The following is a 21,913-nucleotide window of genomic DNA, read 5'->3' on the forward strand; positions in this document are numbered from 1 at the left end:
GGCCTCAAACAGGCTTTATTGTTGAGTTCCACAATAAATACAAAAATTCAAAAACAGATGCAACTTCCGGCAATATTTGTGTAGGAAAGACAGGTCATGGCGGGGCTGATGTCGTTGGTAATTACCCTGATGGGGTTTATTGGTGGATTATGTATGTCAGCGATTAAACGAGATAGCGGAGTAAAGGATTTTGGTGGAATTATTGAAGGTCATGGCGGAATGCTAGATAGAATTGACTCGCTTTGCTTCGCTGCCCCTATATTTTTCCATTTGACGCGCTATTTTTATACTTGAGGCTGACTAAATAACCGAAAGGTGGAGTCAATGAGTATAAATTATGGGCGATGGGTCAGTTCTGCTGCGTTGGCGGCAACGGTGCTGGCCAGTGTGCTGTTGATCGTAAAAATTTTTGCATGGTGGTTAACGGGTTCGGTGAGTTTACTGGCTGCACTAGTAGATTCATTGGTTGATCTAGCGGCTTCTTTGACGAATTTTTTTGTGGTGCGCTATTCACTTCAACCTGCTGATGAAGAGCATACATTTGGGCATGGTAAGGCTGAATCGCTGGCTGCTTTGGCTCAAAGTATGTTTATTTCCGGTTCGGCGATTTTCCTGTTCTTAACGGGCTTTCAGCATCTGTATTCCCCCAAATCACTGGAGCATGTAGCGATAGGCGTTTGGGTAATCATTATTGCCCTGATTTCCACGTTATGTTTGGTCACGTTCCAAAAATGGGTTATCAATAAAACCCAAAGTCAGGCGATTCGTGCGGATATGCTGCATTATAAATCTGATCTATTGATGAATGGGGCAATTCTGGTGGCATTGATTTTGAGTCTGTATGGTTTTAAACGTGCAGATGCGCTATTTGCCTTAGGAATTGGAATCTATATCCTCTATAATGCGTTACGGATGGGTTATGATGCCATACAATCTTTGCTTGATCGTGGCTTGCCGGATGAAGAGCGGCAGGAGATTATTGAGATTATCCGAAATTATCCTGGTGTAGCAGGTGGGCATGATCTGCGAACCCGACAATCAGGGCCAACCCGTTTTATTCAGTTTCATCTGGAGATAGATGATCATTTACCATTGGTGCAGGCGCATGCTTTGGCAGAAGGGATTGAAAATAAATTGCGGGATAGGTTTCCGGGTGCCGATATTATTATTCACCAAGATCCTTGCTCTGTTGTGCCCGAGGAGTATAAAAATCGTTGGGATTGACGAGAAATTTATTCATAATCAAAAGATCGTCAAAAAATAGACATAATCTTAATGCAGACTGGATGTTTTTCCGTATCATAGATATTGTTGAATCAATTCAGCTATATGCCTACAAATGCTATGCCTACAAATACTATATCGATAAGTCAGAGGTCATCATGATCAACAAGATTAAAAGAATCGGAGTCTTAACGAGTGGCGGTGATGCGCCTGGCATGAACGCCGCTATTCGTGGTGTTGTTCGTGCCGCTTTAACCGAAGGGTTGGAAGTCTATGGCATTTATGATGGCTATCTGGGGTTGTATGAAAACCGCATGAAGAAGCTTGATCGCTTTAGTGTTTCCGACATGATTAACCGCGGTGGTACGTTTTTGGGATCAGCGCGTTTCCCTGAGTTCAGGGATGATAAAGTCCGGCAAACTGCCATTGAAAATATGCACAAAAATGAGATTGATGCGCTGGTGGTGATTGGAGGGGATGGTTCTTATTTGGGTGCGAAGAAGCTGACCGAAGCGGGATTTCCTTGTATTGGCTTGCCCGGAACGATTGACAACGATGTTGCGGGTACAGATTACACCATTGGTTATTTCACGGCGCTGGAAACGGTGGTTGAAGCGATTGACCGTTTGCGCGACACATCAACTTCCCATAAACGAATTTCGATTGTTGAAGTGATGGGGCGTTATTGCGGTGATTTGACCTTATCAGCGGCAATAGCCGGTGGATGTGAATTTATTGTTTTGCCTGAGAATGAAATTCCATTCGATCGTGAAGAGCTGTTGAATGAGATTAAGGCAGGAATTCAAAAGGGCAAACGTCACGCGATTGTTGCCATTACTGAGCATGTTTGTGACGTTGCCGAGTTGGCGAAATATATTGAGGCGGAAACACACCACGAAACTCGCGCAACGGTATTGGGTCATATTCAGCGTGGTGGTGCGCCTGTCGCTTATGATCGCATTCTTGCATCCCGTATGGGGTCGTATTCTGTTCAGCTACTATTGGAAGGTCATGGCGGTCGCTGCGTGGGTATCCAGAACGAGAAACTTGTTCATCACGATATTATCGATGCGGTACAAAATATGCAGCGTGTCTTTAAGAAAGAGTGGCTGGAAACCGCGAAAAAGCTCTACTAATCCTTTCTTAATTCTGCAAAACCCTTTCTCGGAGATAGCCATGTAATGTGGCTGTCTCGTCGCTCATATTCTTCTTGTGCATAAGCCAAAATTTAAAATTATTTCTGTGCCATAGCGCTTTCTGTCAGTTTCTATGACGGAAATCATCATGGCTTAGGGGAACGTGTTACCGTGGATATGAATGCAAGAGGTATAAAGACAGGCTCTAGATGGGCAATCACAAAAGAGTATATCGTGTTGGCGTTATTCTTGATGGCCTCGGTGGGAACGCTGATGACTAATAGTGCATGGGCAAAAGAGAGCCAAATATTGAATGTCTCTTATGATCCGACTCGTGAATTTTACCAGCAGTATGATCAGGCATTCAGAGAATACTGGAACAACAAAACAGGAGATAATGTCAGGGTTCGCCAATCACATGGAGGTTCAGGCAAGCAGGCAACTTCCGTTATTAATGGTCTTCAGGCAGATGTTGTGACTTTGGCACTGGCTTATGATGTGAATGCCATCGCAGAGAGTGGACGCATTGATAAGCATTGGATTAAGCGTCTACCAGATAATTCAGCGCCTTATACATCAACTATTGTCTTTTTGGTGAGAAAAGGAAACCCTAAACAGATAAAAGATTGGTCGGATTTGATTCGCTCTGATGTCGCGGTTGTTACGCCAAATCCGAAAACTTCCGGTGGAGCACGTTGGAACTATCTGGCTGCCTGGGGATATGGATTGGCACATAACGAGCAGGATCCGGCTAAAGCCAAAGAGTTCGTGAGGGCACTTTATAAAAATGTTGAAGTGTTGGATGCTGGTGCGCGCGGTGCAACGAATACGTTTGTAGAGCGCGGAATTGGCGATGTATTGATTGCGTGGGAAAACGAAGCCTTGTTGGCGATTAATGTTTTGGGCAAGGATAAGTTTGAAATTGTGACACCTAGCATTTCTATTTTGGCGGAGCCAACGGTTTCTGTTGTCGACAAGGTCGTTGATAAACGAGGAACGCGCGAACTGGCAACGGAATATTTGAAATATCTTTATTCTCCGGTTGGGCAGGAGATTGCGGCCAAAAACTATTATCGCCCTCGCAATAAAGCAATAGCAGAAAAATACCGTGCTGTTTTTCCTGAACTGAAGCTCTTTACGATTGATGAGATCTTTGGTGGTTGGGATAACGCTCAGAAACAGCATTTTGCTACGGATAAAATTTTTGACGAAATTATCCGGCGTTAATCGTTACTCATTGAAAAAACCGCCACAAGTGATGCTTCGTGGCGGTTGAGTCATTTTTCTGTTCTTTATTTAAAGGTTACGCTTTTTTCGCTTCTGCCGCGGCTTTCACGATAACTGCAAAAGCATCGGCTTTCAGTGACGCACCACCGACTAGGGCACCGTCGATATCCGGTTGGGTGAACAGCTCCGCAGCATTGCTGGCATTAACTGAGCCGCCATATTGAATAATGACTTGTTCAGCAATAGCAGCATCTTGTTTTGCAATATGGTCACGGATAAATTTATGAACGGCTTGAGCTTGCGCAGGTGTTGCGGATTTGCCTGTACCGATTGCCCAGACAGGTTCATAGGCAATAACTGTATCTTTGAATGCTTCTGCGCCCAGTGTGTTCAGGACGGCATCGATTTGTCGTGCACAGACGATTTCAGTTTGACCAGCTTCATTTTCTTGCTCGGTTTCGCCAATGCACAGAACTGGAATCAGGCCTTGCTCTTTCAGGATAGCAAACTTCTTCGCGATGAATTCATCGCTTTCTTTATGGTAAGTACGACGCTCAGAATGACCGATAATAATATATTTTGCGCCGACGTCTTTCAGCATTTCTGCGGAGGTTTCGCCAGTGAATGCACCAGAAAGATTTATGCCAACATTTTGTGCACCCAGAGCGATACGGCTACCAGCCAGAGCATTTTTTGCCAGAGAAACATAAACTGTTGGTGGTGCGATAGCGACGCCACAGCCGTCAACGTTACTCAATTCTTTACGCAGGCCTGCAATCAGGTCGTTAACCATGTGGGTACTGCCATTTAATTTCCAGTTACCCATAACTAATGGATGTCGCATATTTTTCCCTCCAACCAGAAAATAATCAAATTGCGAATTGAATGAATATTCTTTCTTTGAATGACATTATGGTGATGTCATTCCCTGTAAGCGGAATCCCGACAGTATAAAGATCATCAACGCGAATAGCTCTGCGCTGTGTCACTAATTTTCATTTGCTGAGGTGTCAGATAACGATAGCTTAATCGGTTCAATTGCGAAGGTCATTATATTTTCGCTGCTGTTTACGATGATATAGCGTGCTGCTCCCATTTTTTGGCTCAAAGTCGAGTGTGTTTCGGCTGCCTCCAAAAGACTTTTCAAGTGAATTTGAGCTTGTTCAGGGGAAAGGGTCGGCTCAAATTGCCTGATCAGGGCAGTCATATATTGTTTTGCCAGTATGAGGTTTTGCTTATCTTCTTGTTCACTTTGTGATGGCAGAAGAGTAAGTTGCAGGCTTTTAATCTTTTCGCTACCTCGTTCCAGTACTGCTGAAGAATATATGTTGTCATTGATTTTACTGGCAGCACGGATGAAAGGCTGGGAAATATTTTTGCTGGCGATCACCTTATATTCGTGCAGGGGAGTATCCGGATGTTTTTTGTTGTATTTTTCCCTAAAGATAGGGATGGTTTCTTCGAAAGTAGGGGAATCCGGCAGCAGATACATTAACGATGAGTTTATTTCTAGTGTGATAGAAGGCTCATCGGCAGAGGCTGATAATGGTAAACCGATGCCAAAAACGATTAATATTGTCACCAGAAGTTTATTCATGCCTGTTTTCATTTTGCTACTCACTGAGTTAACTCCTAGAAAAACAGCATCCACAATTGGAAAAGAGTACATGACATTACAACAATGGGGATTCTCATTCAAAGGTCGAATTGGACGACGAGAGTTTTGGAGCGGTATAGGCATCTGTTTCGCCCTGATCTTTACACTCCTGACACTGCATGGAGTGAATGTCCTCCCCATGAATTATGCGGTACTTGGTGTTGCTTTACTATTGTATCCAACTGCGGCGATTTTTTCGAAACGTCTGCATGACCGAAATAAAAGTGGTGGCTGGGTGTTACTATTGGCACTGGCTTGGATACTGTTGTCCCTTGATTGGAGCACAATGGCACCAATATGGCAGTGGGGAATTGGTCGTTTTGTTCCGACACTGATTTTTGTCATGATGATATTGGATTGTGGTGTATTCCAAGGCTTGGAAGGTGCCAATCGCTTTGGGGAGATGGCAGAAACGGTTGATTATATTTCTGCCAAGTCAGTTAGATAGCCTGCTCAAAAACGCAAATAAGTTTGCAGATACATTTTTTGCAGATACATTTATTGTGGAAGCCGTGGCTATCCATGAACTGGTTACCAATATTGCTCGCTGGTGATATGGCCCGGTTTACGGCGCAGATGCTTTGCCATGTTACGCTGTTCTTTCAATAGTTGCTGGGTATCCCTGACCATTTGGGGATTCCCGCACAGCATAACATGGCTGTTTTCTGCCTGAATCGGTAAGCCTACAGCCGATTCCAACTTGCCATTCTCAATTAATGCCGGAATTCTGCCCATAAGTGAATTCGGCCATTTCTCCCGACTCACAATAGTCTGTATTCTCAGTTTACCTTGAAATGTTTTCTCCAACGCCTGCATCATGGGTAAATAACTTAAATCTTTTTCCCATCTAGCAGCATGAACTAAAACAATATTTTCGAATCGTTCTAGATTAGTACCTTGCTGGAGGATGGAAAGGTAAGGCCCAATGGCTGTGCCAGTAGAAAGCATCCAGAGTGTTTGGCTGTCAGGGATCTCATCAAGAACAAAAAAACCAGCCGCCTGCTCTGTTACCAACAATTCATCCCCAGTTTTTAGCGCAGCCAAATGGGGGCTGAGTTTTCCTTCCGGAACGGCCACCAAATAAAATTCCAGATTATTGTTTTCGGGAGAATTGACGTAAGAGTAAGCCCGTTGGATACGCTCCCCCTCAATTTCCAGTGCAAGTTTTGCAAATTGTCCGGCGGTGAATGTTTCTATTGGCGCATGAATTTTTATACTGAAAAGTGAATCAGTCCAATTGGTTATGTCGGTAACTTTTCCTGTAACCCAGTTTGCCATTACGATTAACCTCTCTACACAATATAGTACATATTAATTTGGTACGAATTAGTATGATGTGCATTAATTCGCTGCAAATGAATACTGCATGAATTGGTGATTTTTTGTCACGATTCTACGTGATTACTTGAAATAGCATTATCGATTACGTGTTACAGTTGGATAAACTGGATTTCTGCCAATATTATGGTCTGATATGTACATTTTTATTGACATATGCGGGAAATATCTCTGTAATTTTTTATTCATGTAAAATTGTATACTGCAAAGAAAGAATATAGATTTGCCAAGTAATTCATGTCCAATGAAGTTAAGTACGTCAGGTTCTTTATTAAGCGCTTGAGGGTGTCACTATGACTGATGATTGATTCGGTGGCTATTAAATGGTTAATACAATATTCATTCAAATATTGTATTAACATTCTCTTTAACGAACGATTATTTTCCATGAATAGCTGTTTCAATGAATGATTGTATATAAGTGCGATGAGAAAAATAGAACACTTTAATTTATTGTTGATGTTGATTGCTTTGGCCGCTGTAGGGCAGATGACTCAGACAATCTATGTGCCAGTTATTGCAGATATGGCTAATGATCTGACTAAACCAGCGGGAGAAATCCAGCGGGTAATGGCGGTATATCTGTTTTCTTATGGGCTTTCACAGCTTTTTTATGGACCGCTATCTGACAGGGTGGGGCGTCGTCCTGTGATTCTGGCGGGAATGTCTATTTATCTGGTGGCGACGATATGTGCTTTGTTTGCGCCAAACTTGATGGTACTGGTGCTTGCGAGTGCATTACAGGGATTGGGCACAGGGGTTGCAGGCGTGATGGTGCGTACTATGCCACGAGATTTATATACTGGCACGACGTTGCGCTATGCCAATAGCCTGCTGAATATGGCAGTGTTGATCAGCCCTCTGGCTGCTCCCATGATTGGTGGGATAGTTGCCCACTATTTTGGTTGGCGCTCCTGCTACTTGTTCCTATTGGTGATGGGGGGTATGGTCACTTTCTTTCTGGTTCGGCATTTACCGGAGACCCGTCCCGCAGAGACTGCACATAGCGCGATGCTGGTCTCTTTCCACCAATTACTCTCTCATGGTGCTTTTGTCTCTTACCTGATCATGTTGGTGGGAGGTCTGGCTGGGGTGGCTGTTTTTGAAGCCAGTAGCGGAGTGTTGATGGGAGCCGTTTTGGGGCTGGATAGCCTAACGGTCAGTATCTTGTTTATTCTGCCAATCCCCGCGGCATTTTTTGGAGCGTGGTATGCCGGGCGTGAAGGTAAAGCATTTTATCGGCTCATGTGGCACTCTATTATCTGTTGCTTGCTGGCGGGTATCTTGATGTGGTTGCCCGGTTGGTTTGGCATCATGAATATCTGGACTTTGTTGATACCTGCCGCATTATTCTTTTTTGGCGCAGGTATGTTGTTCCCACTGGCGACGACGGGAGCGATGGAACCCTTTCCTTATCTGGCAGGAGCTGCAGGTGCTTTGGTGGGGGGATTTCAGAATGTAGGCTCAGGAGTGGTCACATGGCTGTCGGCGATGTTACCGCAAAATAGCCAATTCAGCGTTGGGATGCTGATGTTTTCTATGTCGTTGCTGATTCTATTTTGTTGGCTGCCCATTTCCCAGAGAGTCCAGCGTCAGGAGCATACCGTTTCGTAAAAGCGAAAAGTGTGTTGTCGAAAGAAACGCTGTTTTTAAAGGCTCCGGCAAAGTGTATCAACAATGTCAGAGCCTTTATTTCTCGCGATTAGGCGCGATCTTCCCATTCTTGGGCACGGGCAACGGCTTTTTTCCAGCCATTGTATTTGTGGTTGCGCTCAGTTGTTTCGATACCCGGGCGGAATTCTTTTTCGATTACTGCTTTACTTTTCACTTCATCCAAATCTTGCCAGAAGCCGACAGCCAAGCCAGCAAGGAAGGCTGCACCTAAAGCAGTGCTCTCACGCACTTCAGGGCGTTCCACACGGGTGCCAAGAATATCGGATTGGAACTGCATCAGAAAGTTGTTAGCGACAGCTCCGCCATCTACGCGCAGGGCTTGCAGACGAGTACCTGCATCAGCTTGCATAGCGTCCAATACATCGCGGGTTTGGTAAGCGATGGATTCCAGAGTAGCACGAATAATGTGATTGCTATTTGCACCACGGGTCAGTCCAAAAATAGCACCACGAGCGTAAGGGTCCCAATACGGTGCGCCAAGGCCAGTAAACGCAGGAACAACATAAACGCCATTGCTGTCTTTGACTTTGGTCGCGAAGTATTCAGAATCGGTAGCATCTGCGATGAGTTTCAATTCATCACTTAGCCATTGAATGGATGCTCCTCCAACAAATACTGCGCCTTCCAGTGCATAATTGACTTCGCCGCGTGGGCCACAGGCAATAGTCGTCAACAGGCCATGGTTAGAACGAACGGTATCTTTGCCCGTATTCATCAGCAGAAAGCAACCGGTGCCGTAAGTATTTTTTGCCATTCCGGGGTGTACGCACAGTTGACCGTACAGTGCGGCTTGCTGGTCGCCTGCGATGCCCGCGATAGGAATGCGAGTGCCGCCTTTACCCCCGATATTAGTTTGGCCATAGATCTCTGAGGATGCGGCGACGTTGGGCAGCATCACGCGAGGTATTCCCAACTCATCCAGGATTTTTTGATCCCAGTCCAGATTATGGATATTGAACAGCATGGTACGGGAGGCATTGGTGTAATCGGTTACATGTACACGCCCCTGAGTCATTTTCCAGACCAGCCACGTATCGACTGTACCGAATAAAAGTTCACCATTTTCAGCGCGTAGACGAACACCTTCAACGTTGTCTAAAATCCATTTTATTTTTGTACCAGAGAAGTAGGGGTCAACAACCAAACCTGTATTGTGGCGGATGTACTCTTCCAAGCCATCTTTTTGTTTCAGTTTGGTGCAGATATCTGCTGTCCGGCGGCATTGCCATACAATAGCGTTATAAACCGGTTTACCGGTTTCTTTTTCCCAGACAATAGTTGTTTCCCGTTGGTTTGTAATACCAATGCTGGCAATTTCATCGGAACGGATATCAGCTTTTGCCAGTACCTCGACTAAGGTAGAGCTTTGGCTTGCCCAGATTTCCATTGGATCATGTTCCACCCAGCCTGGTTTGGGGTAGATTTGCGGAAATTCACGTTGTGAGATGCAAACAACATTAGCATCGTGATCGAGTATAACTGCTCGTGAACTGGTTGTACCCTGATCCAGAGCGACGATATATTTTTTTTCAGTAATATTTTTTGTTGTCATAACTATAACCTGGTTTTATTCATTCATTTTTATTGTTTTATTGTTTTATTGGTTTGCCATATTTCAAATGATGAAAGTTCAATATGGCAAATTTAAACCTCGCGCGGTAAATGGCGAGTAATCAGTTTGCGGTAGCCAAAAGCACCCAGAATCGCGCCAACGATAGGAGCTACCAACGGAACAAGGCAATAAGGAATATCTCGGCCTCCGGTTAGGGCAATACTTCCCCAGCCAGTCAAGTAGGCTACTAATTTGGGACCGAAGTCACGAGCCGGGTTTAGAGCAAATCCAGTCAAGGCACCAAATGAGCCACCGATAACCGCAATAAGAATACCGATTAACAGAGGTGCCAGAGGTCCCCGGGGGATGCCATTACCATCATCTGTCAGGGACAGAATCAGGCACAACAGAACGACCGCTATGATAACTTCAACAATAAACGCATGTAATACGGAGAGCTGCGTAGCCGGATAAGTAGAGAAAACCCCTGCGGTAAAGAGACTTTCCTGTGAGCCGCGAACAATATTGTGAACTTGCTCATAATCCAGGAAAAGGTTGTAATACATCATGTAGACAATGAGTGCCGCGACAAAGCCACCTAACATTTGGGCAATAATGTAAGGCAGCACTTTTTTTCTATCAAAGTTGGCAAATAGGCATAAAGCAAGGGTAACTGCTGGGTTAAGATGCGCACCTGAAATGCCGGCAGTAAGATAAACTGCCAAAGCGACACCAAAACCCCAGATAATGCTGATTTCCCATAAGCCCAGTTGTGCTCCTGCAAGTCGGGCAGCCGCAACGCAGCCTAAGCCAAAAAAAACGAGCAACGCAGTACCTAGAAACTCGGAAATGCATTGACCTGATAATGTTGGAGTTGTGGTCTGACTCATTTCTATATCCTATAAAAAGTACAGAGGAAAGAGATTAATTATTAGTCCCTTCTTATGTATTAAGATAAAGGTTCCTGTGAATTTATCGTTAATGCACGTAAACGAGAAATAGCGAAATTGAAATCTGCGTGTTGCGTCAACAAAATGAGCGAATTCGCATTTTTTTGTGTTTTATTTGGCTTGGAAATGTGATCTAGTAGACATTTGGGTTTGGTCACTATATTTCTCGTTATACCGCACATTGAAAGGATGAAACTAGACAGGCGTTAATAGGCTAAATACAATCAAGACATTGCTTACAAGAGGGCCCCAGAATGTCATTTGAAGTTTTTGAAAAACTAGAATCTAAAGTTCAGCAGGCGATTGATACCATCACTTTGCTACAAATGGAAATTGAAGAATTAAAAGAAAGGAATGTAGTCTTATCTCAGGATGTTCAGAGTGTGACAGATAGTCGTGATTCTCTGGTACGTGAAAATGAGCAGCTCAAGCAGGAACAATTAGCATGGCAAGAGCGCTTACGCACCCTGCTAGGTAAGATGGAAGATGTGCAGTAAGGTATCCAATGGCTTAGCTGGAAAAGGGCGATAATTACGCCCTTTTTTATATACCCTTTACCTTGATTAAATTGGACTAGTTAACATTAGGTATATCAGTATTGGCTATATCAATATAGTGATGGATGAAAGTCTGCCTCCGTTTTTATCTGAGATTAGATTTCATCGTCGTCACTGTCTTCATCAAGCTCTTCGTCAATTTCCAGCGGAACGTCTGATAAAACGATGCCGGTATTGTCTGCGTAGAGATAGTCACCAGAGAAGAACGTTACGCCACCAAAATTCACTCTGATATCACTTTCTCCCGTTCCTCCACTATCGGAGCCGGCAGGGATGGCAGCCATTGCTTGTATACCAATATCAAGCTCAGCGAGATAATCGACCTGACGCACAGCGCCATAGACGACAATACCCTCCCACTCATTATTGACGGCAACTTGAGCAAGTTCTGCATCAATTAGTGCCTTGCGTACCGATCCACCACCATCAACGAGTAAAATGCGTCCATGTCCATTTTCTTCAAGCAAATCATAAAGAAGACCATTTTCTTCAAAACATTTCACGGTGATGATCTGACCACCAAATGAAGTACGCCCACCAAAGTTGGAGAAAAGTGGTTCTACCACGTTTATATCTTCTTGATAGATATCACAAAGTTCGGAAGTATCATATTTCATGGGATTTACGTCTGGTTATGCAAGGAACGGACAGTATATCCTTTTAAAGCCAACGTTGGCAAAATCATCAATCTTAAAACTTATGTGCAAAATTGATGTCTACTCGCTTAATTAAGTACTAATCCAATAGAAAACAGAATGTTGGTCAATAATGCAGTTTTCACCATTTGTACCAACTTGGGACGCATACCTTCAGGTGTTGGATCACGCAGCACTTGCACCATATGTTTCAATAGCAGGGGAAAAGCGAGCAGGAACAACCAACTAAACCAACTATTCAGGTATAGGAGCGTGAAAATGACAAGGCAGAGCATGGCGGTAATTAGAAGGGTTGCATGGTAATAGCGGGCCTTTTTTCCTCCCAACCGGACAGCCAGAGTATTTTTGCCGTTTTGGCGGTCATTTTCGATATCGCGTAGGTTATTGATGTTCAGGACTGCCACGGAGAGTAAGCCACAGGCAGTTGCGGGTAAAAAGGTACTGATGGAGAAAGTACTGGCTTGCAGATAATAAGTACCAAGAACACTCAACCAGCCGAAGAAAATCAGGACGGAAATATCCCCCAGCCCTATATAGCCGTAAGGACGGGTACCTACCGTATAAGTGATAGCCGCGACAATCGCCAGTAATCCCAGAATCAAGAAACCGATAATGTCACTTGGACTGTTACAGGCTACAGTGATGAGGGAAATCCCTGATAAACAAGAGAGCAGCACAGTGATTTTCAATGCGTTTTTCATCTGCTTTGCAGTAATCAGGCCTTTTTGCATGCCACGCATTGGGCCAATGCGTTTTTCTGTATCGCTGCCTTTGGCGACATCACCATAATCGTTGGCAAGGTTGGAAAGAATTTGCAGCATAGCTGCGGTTAATAAAGCCAATAATGCGACAGGCCATTTGAAATGCCCCATCCATGATGCAAGGGCTGAACCCGTTACGACGGCAGCAACGGCCAGTGGGAGCGTTTTGGGGCGTAAGCTTTCCAGCCATGCTTGTGTCTGACTAATAGACGTTATTGAGCTCATATTGTCACTGTTTGTCATTATGGTTGGTGTAATAAATTTTATACCATTGAAAATAAAAAAATGGGAGGCTAAAAGCCTCCCGGTTTTGCGATTTTTTTTATTATTTCGCGTCTTTTTCACGTTAAATTGCTCACGTGAATAGATCCGGCGAATTGGGAATTGGCTAATCAAACCAATATAACTGATTACAAAATAAACCGACTCAAATCTTCATCTGCAACCAGTTCGTCCAAGTGTTCTTTGACGTAATCGGCATTGATTTCAACGAATTGTCCTTGGCGCTCGCTGGCGTCAAAAGAGATGTCTTCCATCATGCGCTCAAGCACGGTGTGCAGGCGACGGGCACCAATGTTTTCAGTCGTTTCATTCACTTGCCATGCCGCTTCCGCAATTTTACGGATACCGTCAGTCGTGAATTCGATATCCATGCCTTCAGTTGCCATCAGGGCCTTGTACTGTTCAGTCAGTGAAGCATTAGGCTCGGTCAGAATGCGTTCAAAGTCTTCAGTCGTCAGGGCTTGCAATTCAACGCGGATTGGCAGACGACCCTGAAGTTCTGGGATCAGGTCAGAAGGGCTGGAAACCTGAAACGCACCAGAGGCAATGAACAGGATGTGATCAGTTTTGACCATGCCGTGTTTAGTGGAAACTGTGCAACCCTCTACAAGTGGCAGTAGATCGCGCTGAACACCTTCACGGGAAACATCTGGGCCGGAAGTTTGACCGCGTTTACAAATTTTATCGATCTCATCAATGAAAACGATGCCGTGTTGTTCAACTGCATCAATGGCCTGCTGTTTCAATTCTTCTGGATTGACCAGTTTTGCGGCTTCTTCTTCGACCAGCAGCTTGAATGCGTCTTTGATTTTCATCTTACGATTTTTTTGACGCTGACCAGCCAGGTTTTGGAACATAGACTGCAATTGATTAGTCATCTCTTCCATGCCCGGAGGTGCCATGATTTCAACGCCAACTGGAGCGGCTGAAACTTCGATTTCAATTTCTTTCTCGTCTAGCTGACCTTCACGCAATTTCTTGCGGAATGTCTGACGGGTTGAAGATGGCTCTGATTGGGTTTCTGCCTGCCCCCAGTTATTTTTTGCCGGTGGCAGCAGGACATCCAGAATACGCTCTTCTGCTAATTCTTCTGCCCGATAGCGGTTTTTCTCAATGGATTGCAGGCGCACCATTTTTACAGCGGCGTCAGTCAGATCACGAATAATGGAATCGACTTCTTTACCGACATAACCGACTTCGGTGAATTTAGTTGCTTCAACTTTGATAAAGGGAGCGTTGGCCAGTTTTGCCAGACGACGGGCAATCTCGGTTTTACCGACACCGGTTGGGCCTATCATCAAAATATTTTTTGGGGTGACTTCATAGCGCAGTGATTCATCTAACTGCATGCGACGCCAGCGGTTACGCAGGGCAATTGCAACAGCACGCTTTGCTTTGTCCTGGCCGATGATGTGATTGTTAAGCTCGCTGACAATTTCGCGAGGAGTCATTTCAGACATACTATCTATCCTTACGCTTTCGAAGGCAGTTCTTCGAAGTTGTGATTATGGTTGGTGTAGATGCAGATATCGCCAGCGATGGTCAGAGCGCGTTCCGCGATTTCTCTGGCGCCGAGTTCAGTTGTTTCCAACATAGCGCGGGCAGCTGCCTGTGCGTATGATCCACCGGAACCAATGGCGATAAGGTCATTTTCTGGCTGAATTACATCACCGTTACCTGTAATAATCAGAGAAGCATTTTCATCTGCGACTGCAAGCAGGGCTTCCAGCTTACGCAGCATGCGATCTGTTCGCCAGTCTTTGGCAAGTTCAACGGCTGCTTTGGTCAGATGTCCTTGATGCATTTCGAGTTTCCGCTCAAACAGCTCGAATAATGTGAAAGCATCAGCAGTACCGCCGGCAAAACCCGCGATGACTTTGTCATTGTAAAGGCGGCGTACTTTGCGGACATTGCCTTTCATAACGGTATGACCCATTGTTGCTTGTCCATCACCACCGATGACGACTTTGCCATTACGGCGAACACTTACGATTGTAGTCACGAGTTAGCCTCTGGTTACAAAATAGAAGATGGTACACACGGAGCATTAATTGTTTATCCCACAATTGATTACGCACTGCTGATAAAAGCACCATGTGTATGTTATTAGAGATTAAGATGGGGGAGTTTTCCGTTTTTTCAACCCCCGGTAGGGCGGAGAATACAGCCGGGTACACCAGCTCCTGCAACGCGTTCGCGCATTTTTTTAGCGCTGGACTTATTTTTATAAGGGCCAAGTACAACACGGTTCCAATTGTCGTTCGTGGTAATCTGGCTTTCAATGCCTGCGAATGCAAGGTTGGCACGGACGGATTCTGCCTGTTCCATCGTTCGGAAAGAGCCACATTGTAGCATTAATCTTGAGCTATTTGTTTCAGACTTTGATTTGCCAGTTTCATCGGTGTTTTGGGAAGGAGCTGCTGGCTGTTGTTCTGACGAGTGTTGTTCTGGCAAGAGTCGTCCGGCTTGTTGTTGGGCATGTTGCTGCTGCACATATTCATATTGTGCAGGAGGGTTGATTAAGACGCGTGAACGTGGAACGGGTTCACTGTTATAAGGCACCTCTTTCAATGAAATCGGTGGCTGGCGCATGTCCGCCTGCATTTGTTCGAGTAATTGCTTTTGCTCTGGCGTTAATTGAGGGGCATGGTTTAGCGGTTTATTCAATGTTGCATTGGGTTCCTGTATTGATGGTTCATTAGCAGGACGATTTTCCAATTCTTTGATGTAACTCCAGCGTTCTTCTGGTTTTGGTGGCAGGCCATGCCCCTTGGGTTGATGGTGAGGCTCTGGGACATTTTGTACATTTTCTTCTTTCTTATTGTGTACGATGAAATAAAGCCCACCAGCAAATATGACCATTAGGGCCACGGCAACGGCTAATGTAGTTTTGGGTAATCCTTGAGCCTGATTTTTTTTCTTACCAGTACTTTTTCGACGGGGATTGCTACGCCCGCGACTTACATAATCTCGTTGTGCCACTGTTTAATTCGCTGAGTTATTTAAAAAAATTAAGTAGTAGATAACTAATGTTACTTAAGCTGACGTTATTTGCCTAGCTTTTAGGCGAACAAGTACTCGCTCGAATGAGCAATTCCGCCTCCAATAATCTTGAATCTTTGGAAACTAAACGGCCTTGAAGTTGTTCCAGCAACAATAGAATGGAATTATGCCCAATTTCATAACGAGGCTGTTTCACTGTGGTTAAGGCTGGTTCGCAGTATTGGGCCAAGTTTAAATTATCGAAACCGACGACAGAAAGATCTTCTGGTAATTTTAATCCCATTTTTTTAGCTTGCCACATTGCCCCCATGGCCATGACGTCACTGTGGCAGAAAATAGCGCTTGGAGGCTCTGGCAGGGTAAGCAGGTTTTCCGCTAATGCGGAACCGCATTCATGAGTAAAATCACCACGGGCAATATATTCTTCGCGAATTTCTACCCCTGTGCGCCGCAGTGCCTGAATGTAGCCTTGCAAGCGATAGTGGCACAGTGGCATGGTTTCTGGCCCTGTAATACAGGCGATGCGTTTATGTCCCAGTTTTTGCAAATGATGGGTGGCATTAAAGGCGGCTGTCAGGTTGTCAATATGGACAGTAGGCAGTTCCAGCTCCGGCGCGAATTCATTGGCCATAACCATTGGTGGCAGATTTTTCTGTTCTTCTTTGGAAACATCGAAAGGAATGTTGGAACCCAGTAGCACCATACCATCAATGCGTTTAGGGATCAGAAGATTGATAAACGCATGTTCTTGTTGCTGCTGATGCTTACAATCGCCAATCAGAACTAAGTAACCATGATCTGCCGCCGTTTCTTCAATGCCCCGAATGACTTCAGTGAAGAAAGGATCACTGATATTAGGAACAATAACCAAGATTGTTCTGGACTCATTGCGTCGTAAGTTTTTGGCCAGATTGTGGGGATAGTAACCAACTTCCAATACCGCATTCTCAACTTTCTGTCGCGTGCGTACAGAAACCTTGTCAGGACTCATTAGTGTTCTTGATACAGTTGCGGTAGAAACACCAGCCACTTTGGCAACATCTTTCATGGTTGCCAATGCGCAATTCTTTTTTTCCATAGTTCACTCCTCACTTTCTACAGGCAGCGAAACGATTGCTCTCTGGCTGCTAAAAAAACGCCAGTCATTCCTTCGAGAGGAACGCTGGCAGATTGCTTTCTACAATCATATTAATAGATTCATTTTAAACCGATTAACAGATCAATCCGTTACTTTGTTTACACAAAAAATGTGATATGAATCATTTCTTAGAGATACTTCGCAAACTAAAGAAATAATTGTCTCTATTTTTCTAAAAATGTTCGGCCTAACTTTGGTGCTTTGCGATGACGCGCAATTTTCTATTTCTGTCATTAACCTTCGGTGGGATCAACATCAATGTTCCATTTTACTTTACGTGCTTGCGGGAGTGCTGCGATTTGGGGATAGATCTCAGCCATCATTTTTTGTAAAAAAATACGAGAAGGATGTTGAATCATCAATTGCCAGCGATAACGACCACCTCGTTTGGCCTGTAACGCGGGGACAGGTCCCATGATCCATAAATGATCATCGTGCTGTGGATGATGTTCAAACAGTTGGCGCATTTGTTGTAAAAATGCGGGAGCTTGCTGATTGTCGTGATCTTCTGAGCGTAGCAGGATATGGCTGGCAAAAGGCGGCAGGTGAACCTGCTGACGCTCTTCCATCGCTTGCCGGGCAAAGGCATCGTAGCCTTTTTCTAACAATACTTGCAAAAGTGGGTGCTCAGGATGGTGAGTCTGGAGGACAACTTCTCCTCGTTTTCCTGCTCGTCCTGCACGCCCGGAGACTTGGGTATATAGCTGGGCAAAACGCTCTGCTGCCCGAAAGTCAGCAGAAAACAGGGCGCCATCGACATCCAGTAAAGCAACCAGTGTAACATCGGGGAAATGGTGGCCTTTCGCCAACATTTGAGTGCCAATCAAAATACGCGCTCCACCTTGATGTACTTCAGCCAGTTGTTGTTCCAGTGCTCCTTTGCGGCTGGTGGTATCACGGTCGATGCGGGTGACCGGAATATTGGGGAACAGTTTTGTAATGCCATTCTCAAGCTGCTCAGTACCCAAGCCAACGGGAATTAAGTTAGTGGAGCCGCATTGCGGGCATTGGCGTGGGATTGGGCGCTGGCTGTCGCAGTGATGGCAACGCAGGTGGCGATGATTTTGATGCAGGGTGTAATAGTGATCACAGCGTTGGCATTCAGCTATCCAGCCACATTCGTGACAGAGCAGGGCAGGGGAATAACCACGACGGTTCAGAAACAGGATAATTTGATTGTCAGCTTTGAGGTGTTCACTGATGCGATTAATGAGCGGTTGTGATAATCCAACAATTAATGGCAATCCTTTAAGGTCCAATAAGTGCTGAGTTGCCGGTTGGGCATTGCCTGCTCGTTGGGTTAAGGTGAGTTGGCGATATTTTCCCTGTTGTACATTATATAGCGTCTCCAGTGCGGGAGTAGCGGTGCCCATAATGATCGGAGTTCCCTCTTTTTTAGCACGGAACACCGCTAGATCGCGGGCATGATAACGCCAGCCCTCTTGCTGTTTGTAAGAACTGTCATGTTCTTCATCAATAATGATAACGCCCAGATGAGCAAAAGGTGTAAACAAGGCAGATCGCGTGCCGATGACAATGGCATTTTCCCCTTTTTTCGCCCTCAGCCAAACCGTCAGCCGTTCGCTGTCATTCAAGGCTGAGTGCAGAACATCAATCGGCGCGTTGAAACGTTCCCGGAAACGACGGATAGTCTGTGGTGTCAAGCCAATTTCTGGTACTAAAATTAGTGCTTGTTTGCCTTGCGCAAGAATATTCTCCAGTACACTGAGATAGACTTCAGTTTTACCTGATCCCGTGATACCTGCCAGTAGCCACGGAGAAAAGATTTGATCTTCTGCACGGATAGTTCCTACCGCAGTTGCTTGCTCTGTATTGAGTTTTAACCTTTCACCGATGGTTTTAAAATGCGCATGCCAGTTTTCAGCTTCCGGCTGGATGGGATGCAGAGCAATCAGTGATTTCTTTTTCAGTGATTGCAGTGCACTTTCACTTAATTCCAGTTCAGAAACTTGGTGGCGGTAAATAGGATGCTGGCGCAAAGCAGCCAAAGCCTTCTGCTGTTTGGTGGAGCGCTTGAGTTGTGCAAGAGGAAGTTCATGACCGGCTTCGGTAACTTGCCATTGCCAGAGCGGAGAAAATTCTGCCGGTTTTCCTTGTCGCAACAAGATCGGCAGGGCATGGAACAAAACTTCTCCCGGCGGATAGTGATAATAGCTGGCTGCCCACTGGAGCAATTGCCAGAGATCATAGGGAAAAAGGGAATGGGTATCAAGAATGCTAGAAATAGACTTAAGTTGCTCAGGAGGGAATTCACTGCTGTCTGCGATACCAGTGACGATACCTATCGCATTCCGTTTACCAAAAGGCACAAGCACTCGAACACCGATAGCTGGTAAAGGTAATCCTGTAGGCAATAGATAATCAAACGAGCGTGCGAGGGGGACAGGCAATGCAACCTGGACAACTGTCATAAGGCGATTTCCGGATAATTAATGACCAGATGGAAAAGGTACAAAAGAATATAGCGATAAGGGTATCATAGCAAATCAGCGGATTTCATTGCGCAATAAACAGATATTCTGTATGATCCGCCGCCTTTGGTATAGAAATTACCGAAACTTATTTTTATCAACACGATTATCAACACGACGTGTGGTGTCTGGCGGTTACGAGGCTGGATAGCGACACGGCCTGAACAGAGGTTTCCCATGAAAGAAGGTATCCATCCTAAATACGAAGAAATTACTGCATCTTGTTCTTGCGGTAATGTAATCAAAATCAACTCTACTGTAGGTCACAACCTGAACCTGGACGTTTGTGGTGCATGTCACCCATTCTACACCGGTAAGCAGCGTGATGTTGCAACTGGTGGTCGTGTTGATCGCTTTAACAAACGTTTCAGCGTACCAGGTGCTAAGAAGTAATGACTTTTTCCGGCCTGTAATCAATACAGGCCGGATAGTTGAAACAAAGATAGTAAACAAAAACGCCCGATGTTTTGCATCGGGCGTTTTTGTTTTGTTATCAATATTCCCATGTCTCAGGGTCAATACCGAGCTCACGCATCATGATTTTCGCTGCTTCTGGGATTTCATCATGGCGCTCTTTGCGCAAATCGTCATCATTAGGCAGAGGCTGTCCAGTGAACGCATGGAGAAAAGCTTCACACAGCAATTCGCTGTTTGTTGCATGACGCAGATTATTCACCTGACGGCGGGTACGTTCATCAGTCAGGATTTTCAATACCTTCAGCGGAATTGAAACTGTAATTTTTTTGACCTGTTCACTTTTTTTGCCATGTTCAGCATAAGGGCTGACATACTCACCATTCCACTCAGCCATGAGATACCTTAAATAGTTTTTGAATCAAGTAATTGAGATCAGAAGTTGGAGGGGATTTCTAATCTGTTTTCATATTGGTAATGCAGTAGTCTAGCATAATTCACTTATCGACTATATCGCTCCATCCGCACTAATTTATAAAATATAACCAGAAGACATATAAATGTAATGACACTCATTGAATTGTGATATTAAAGCTTAAAACATTTTGGATGTCTAGATGTATTGACGTCTATCTTTCCAGTCGTTATCCTTGCGTGACGCCAATAATAACGATGATGGGGAAAGGTTATGGGATGTAAGCAAGCGACAGTTGCGGTTCACAGTGGCTCAAATATTGATGAACAATATGGTTGTGTTGTTCCGCCTATCTATCTTTCCAGTACCTACAATTTTACAGGATTCAATGAACCCAGGGCTCATGATTACTCCCGTCGAGGCAATCCTAGCCGTGATATTGTCCAACAGGTTTTGGCAGAACTGGAAGGAGGGGCTGGTGCAGTCATGACCAGCAGTGGCATGTCTGCTATTCATCTGCTTTGTACCGTATTTCTGAAGCCAGGGGATTTATTGGTGGCTCCCCATGATTGTTATGGCGGTAGTTACCGTCTTTTTGACAGTCTGAGCAAACGTGGTGCATATAATGTGATTTTTGTTGATCAGTCAGATGAGCAGGCATTGAAACAGGCATTAGCTAAAAAGCCTAAACTGGTGTTGATTGAAACACCGAGCAATCCTTTGTTGCGGATCGTTGATATTCAATACATTTGTGGATTGGCTCATGAAGTTGGAGCATTGGCTATCGTCGATAACACTTTCTTGAGTCCTGTACTGCAAAAGCCATTGAATTTAGGGGCTGATTTAGTGGTTCATTCCTGCACAAAATATTTGAATGGGCACTCTGATCTGATTGCGGGAGCAATTATCGCTAAGGAATCAGTTATTGTGGAAGATTTGGCTTGGTGGGCGAACAATATTGGAGTGACGGCAGCGGCTTTTGACAGCTATCTGCTACTGCGTGGTATTCGTACATTATCTGCCCGTGTGCTGCTCCAACAAAATAATACTGTTGCCATAGTGGATTACCTACAACAGCAGCCCAAAGTAAAAAAGCTCTTTTACCCTGCATTGAAGAGCCATCCCGGGCATGAAATTGCCATTAAGCAACAGCAAGGTTTTGGGGCAATGCTAAGTTTTGAACTGGATGGTGATGAACAAGCCATACGTCGTTTTTTATCTGCGTTAAAATTATTTACTTTGGCTGAATCTCTCGGTGGTGTGGAATCGTTGATTTCTCATACCGCAACAATGACACACGCGGGAATGTCAGTAGAAGCAAGGGCTCAGGCAGGGATTACGGATTCGCTTCTTCGTGTCTCTGTAGGAATTGAAGATAGTCAGGATTTAATTGCTGATCTGGACAATGCTTTTCAGGCAGCAGCAACGAGGTAATCA

At 44.8% G+C, this 21,913-nt stretch carries 21 protein-coding genes and 1 pseudogene; 9 read left to right on the top strand and 13 right to left on the bottom strand.

The window, feature by feature from the left end; genetic code table 11:
- Positions 1-99 precede the first annotated feature (99 nt).
- From BM135_RS13020 to BM135_RS13035, 4 genes and pseudogenes are all read left to right on the top strand, one after another.
- Positions 100-294: pseudogene (locus tag BM135_RS13020) on the top strand (phosphatidate cytidylyltransferase); the annotation flags it as partial.
- A 30-nt stretch (positions 295-324) separates the two neighbouring features.
- A complete protein-coding gene (gene fieF, locus BM135_RS13025; protein WP_092520245.1) occupies positions 325-1,224 on the top strand; it encodes a CDF family cation-efflux transporter FieF in 900 nt (299 codons plus the stop codon).
- Between the two features lie 158 nt (positions 1,225-1,382).
- On the top strand, positions 1,383-2,360 hold the full coding sequence (gene pfkA / locus BM135_RS13030; protein WP_092520288.1) for a 6-phosphofructokinase: 978 nt from the start codon (positions 1,383-1,385) through the stop codon (positions 2,358-2,360).
- A 252-nt stretch (positions 2,361-2,612) separates the two neighbouring features.
- Positions 2,613-3,587: a sulfate ABC transporter substrate-binding protein gene (locus BM135_RS13035; RefSeq protein WP_175486137.1), complete on the top strand. Its 975-nt coding sequence runs from the start codon at positions 2,613-2,615 to the stop codon at positions 3,585-3,587.
- A 76-nt stretch (positions 3,588-3,663) separates the two neighbouring features.
- On the opposite strand, the gene tpiA is transcribed toward BM135_RS13035, so the two are convergent.
- Positions 3,664-4,431: a triose-phosphate isomerase gene (tpiA, locus tag BM135_RS13040; RefSeq protein ID WP_092520246.1), complete on the bottom strand. Its 768-nt coding sequence runs from the start codon at positions 4,429-4,431 to the stop codon at positions 3,664-3,666.
- A 144-nt stretch (positions 4,432-4,575) separates the two neighbouring features.
- A complete protein-coding gene (locus BM135_RS13045) occupies positions 4,576-5,208 on the bottom strand; it encodes a DUF1454 family protein (RefSeq protein ID WP_245737399.1) in 633 nt (210 codons plus the stop codon).
- A 46-nt stretch (positions 5,209-5,254) separates the two neighbouring features.
- On the opposite strand from BM135_RS13045, the gene BM135_RS13050 reads away from it, so the two are divergent.
- Complete coding sequence (locus tag BM135_RS13050) at positions 5,255-5,692, top strand: DUF805 domain-containing protein (RefSeq protein ID WP_092520247.1); 438 nt, start codon at positions 5,255-5,257, stop codon at positions 5,690-5,692.
- Positions 5,693-5,775: 83 nt separating this feature from the next.
- On the opposite strand, the gene fpr is transcribed toward BM135_RS13050, so the two are convergent.
- Positions 5,776-6,522 carry a ferredoxin--NADP(+) reductase gene (gene fpr, locus BM135_RS13055; RefSeq protein ID WP_092520248.1) on the bottom strand — a complete coding sequence of 249 codons (747 nt, stop codon included), beginning with the start codon at positions 6,520-6,522 and terminating at the stop codon, positions 5,776-5,778.
- 486 nt (positions 6,523-7,008) lie between these two features.
- On the opposite strand from fpr, the gene emrD reads away from it, so the two are divergent.
- Positions 7,009-8,196 carry a multidrug efflux MFS transporter EmrD gene (gene emrD / locus BM135_RS13060; RefSeq protein ID WP_092520249.1) on the top strand — a complete coding sequence of 396 codons (1,188 nt, stop codon included), beginning with the start codon at positions 7,009-7,011 and terminating at the stop codon, positions 8,194-8,196.
- Positions 8,197-8,284: 88 nt separating this feature from the next.
- Here emrD and glpK read toward each other — a convergent pair whose 3' ends face one another.
- Both glpK and BM135_RS13070 read right to left on the bottom strand, forming a co-directional pair.
- Positions 8,285-9,808, bottom strand: coding sequence for a glycerol kinase GlpK (gene glpK / locus BM135_RS13065; protein ID WP_092520250.1), 1,524 nt, complete (start codon positions 9,806-9,808; stop codon positions 8,285-8,287).
- A 92-nt stretch (positions 9,809-9,900) separates the two neighbouring features.
- Complete coding sequence (locus BM135_RS13070) at positions 9,901-10,698, bottom strand: MIP/aquaporin family protein (protein ID WP_092520251.1); 798 nt, start codon at positions 10,696-10,698, stop codon at positions 9,901-9,903.
- Positions 10,699-11,012: 314 nt separating this feature from the next.
- Between BM135_RS13070 and zapB the strand changes: the two genes are divergently transcribed.
- Positions 11,013-11,255: a cell division protein ZapB gene (zapB, locus tag BM135_RS13075; RefSeq protein WP_092520252.1), complete on the top strand. Its 243-nt coding sequence runs from the start codon at positions 11,013-11,015 to the stop codon at positions 11,253-11,255.
- 155 nt (positions 11,256-11,410) lie between these two features.
- Here zapB and rraA read toward each other — a convergent pair whose 3' ends face one another.
- The 7 genes from rraA to priA form a co-directional block, all read right to left on the bottom strand.
- On the bottom strand, positions 11,411-11,932 hold the full coding sequence (rraA, locus tag BM135_RS13080; RefSeq protein ID WP_092520254.1) for a ribonuclease E activity regulator RraA: 522 nt from the start codon (positions 11,930-11,932) through the stop codon (positions 11,411-11,413).
- Between the two features lie 107 nt (positions 11,933-12,039).
- Positions 12,040-12,957, bottom strand: coding sequence for a 1,4-dihydroxy-2-naphthoate polyprenyltransferase (locus BM135_RS13085; RefSeq protein ID WP_092520256.1), 918 nt, complete (start codon positions 12,955-12,957; stop codon positions 12,040-12,042).
- Between the two features lie 185 nt (positions 12,958-13,142).
- Positions 13,143-14,474: an ATP-dependent protease ATPase subunit HslU gene (gene hslU, locus BM135_RS13090; protein WP_092520258.1), complete on the bottom strand. Its 1,332-nt coding sequence runs from the start codon at positions 14,472-14,474 to the stop codon at positions 13,143-13,145.
- An 11-nt stretch (positions 14,475-14,485) separates the two neighbouring features.
- The gene (gene hslV / locus BM135_RS13095) at positions 14,486-15,016 is read right to left on the bottom strand and encodes an ATP-dependent protease subunit HslV (RefSeq protein WP_092520260.1); all 531 of its coding nucleotides are present in this window, start codon (positions 15,014-15,016) and stop codon (positions 14,486-14,488) included.
- A 137-nt stretch (positions 15,017-15,153) separates the two neighbouring features.
- Positions 15,154-15,996, bottom strand: a complete 843-nt coding sequence (ftsN, locus tag BM135_RS13100; protein ID WP_092520263.1) for a cell division protein FtsN — start codon at positions 15,994-15,996, stop codon at positions 15,154-15,156.
- 73 nt (positions 15,997-16,069) lie between these two features.
- A complete protein-coding gene (gene cytR, locus BM135_RS13105; protein ID WP_092520265.1) occupies positions 16,070-17,095 on the bottom strand; it encodes a DNA-binding transcriptional regulator CytR in 1,026 nt (341 codons plus the stop codon).
- 293 nt (positions 17,096-17,388) lie between these two features.
- Complete coding sequence (gene priA, locus BM135_RS13110) at positions 17,389-19,587, bottom strand: primosomal protein N' (RefSeq protein ID WP_092520267.1); 2,199 nt, start codon at positions 19,585-19,587, stop codon at positions 17,389-17,391.
- A 237-nt stretch (positions 19,588-19,824) separates the two neighbouring features.
- Here priA and rpmE point away from each other — a divergent pair, with 237 nt between their 5' ends.
- The gene (gene rpmE / locus BM135_RS13115; RefSeq protein WP_092520269.1) at positions 19,825-20,040 is read left to right on the top strand and encodes a 50S ribosomal protein L31; all 216 of its coding nucleotides are present in this window, start codon (positions 19,825-19,827) and stop codon (positions 20,038-20,040) included.
- A gap of 100 nt (positions 20,041-20,140) precedes the next feature.
- Here the strand turns inward: rpmE and metJ are convergent, their stop codons facing one another.
- The gene (gene metJ, locus BM135_RS13120) at positions 20,141-20,458 is read right to left on the bottom strand and encodes a met regulon transcriptional regulator MetJ (protein WP_092520271.1); all 318 of its coding nucleotides are present in this window, start codon (positions 20,456-20,458) and stop codon (positions 20,141-20,143) included.
- 291 nt (positions 20,459-20,749) lie between these two features.
- Here metJ and metB point away from each other — a divergent pair, with 291 nt between their 5' ends.
- Positions 20,750-21,910 (top strand): cystathionine gamma-synthase, encoded by a 1,161-nt coding sequence (gene metB, locus BM135_RS13125; protein ID WP_092520273.1) that lies wholly within the window; start codon positions 20,750-20,752, stop codon positions 21,908-21,910.
- The last annotated feature ends 3 nt before the right edge of the window (positions 21,911-21,913 follow it).

The organism is Xenorhabdus japonica (genome assembly GCF_900115195.1).
Lineage (GTDB): Bacteria > Pseudomonadota > Gammaproteobacteria > Enterobacterales > Enterobacteriaceae > Xenorhabdus > Xenorhabdus japonica.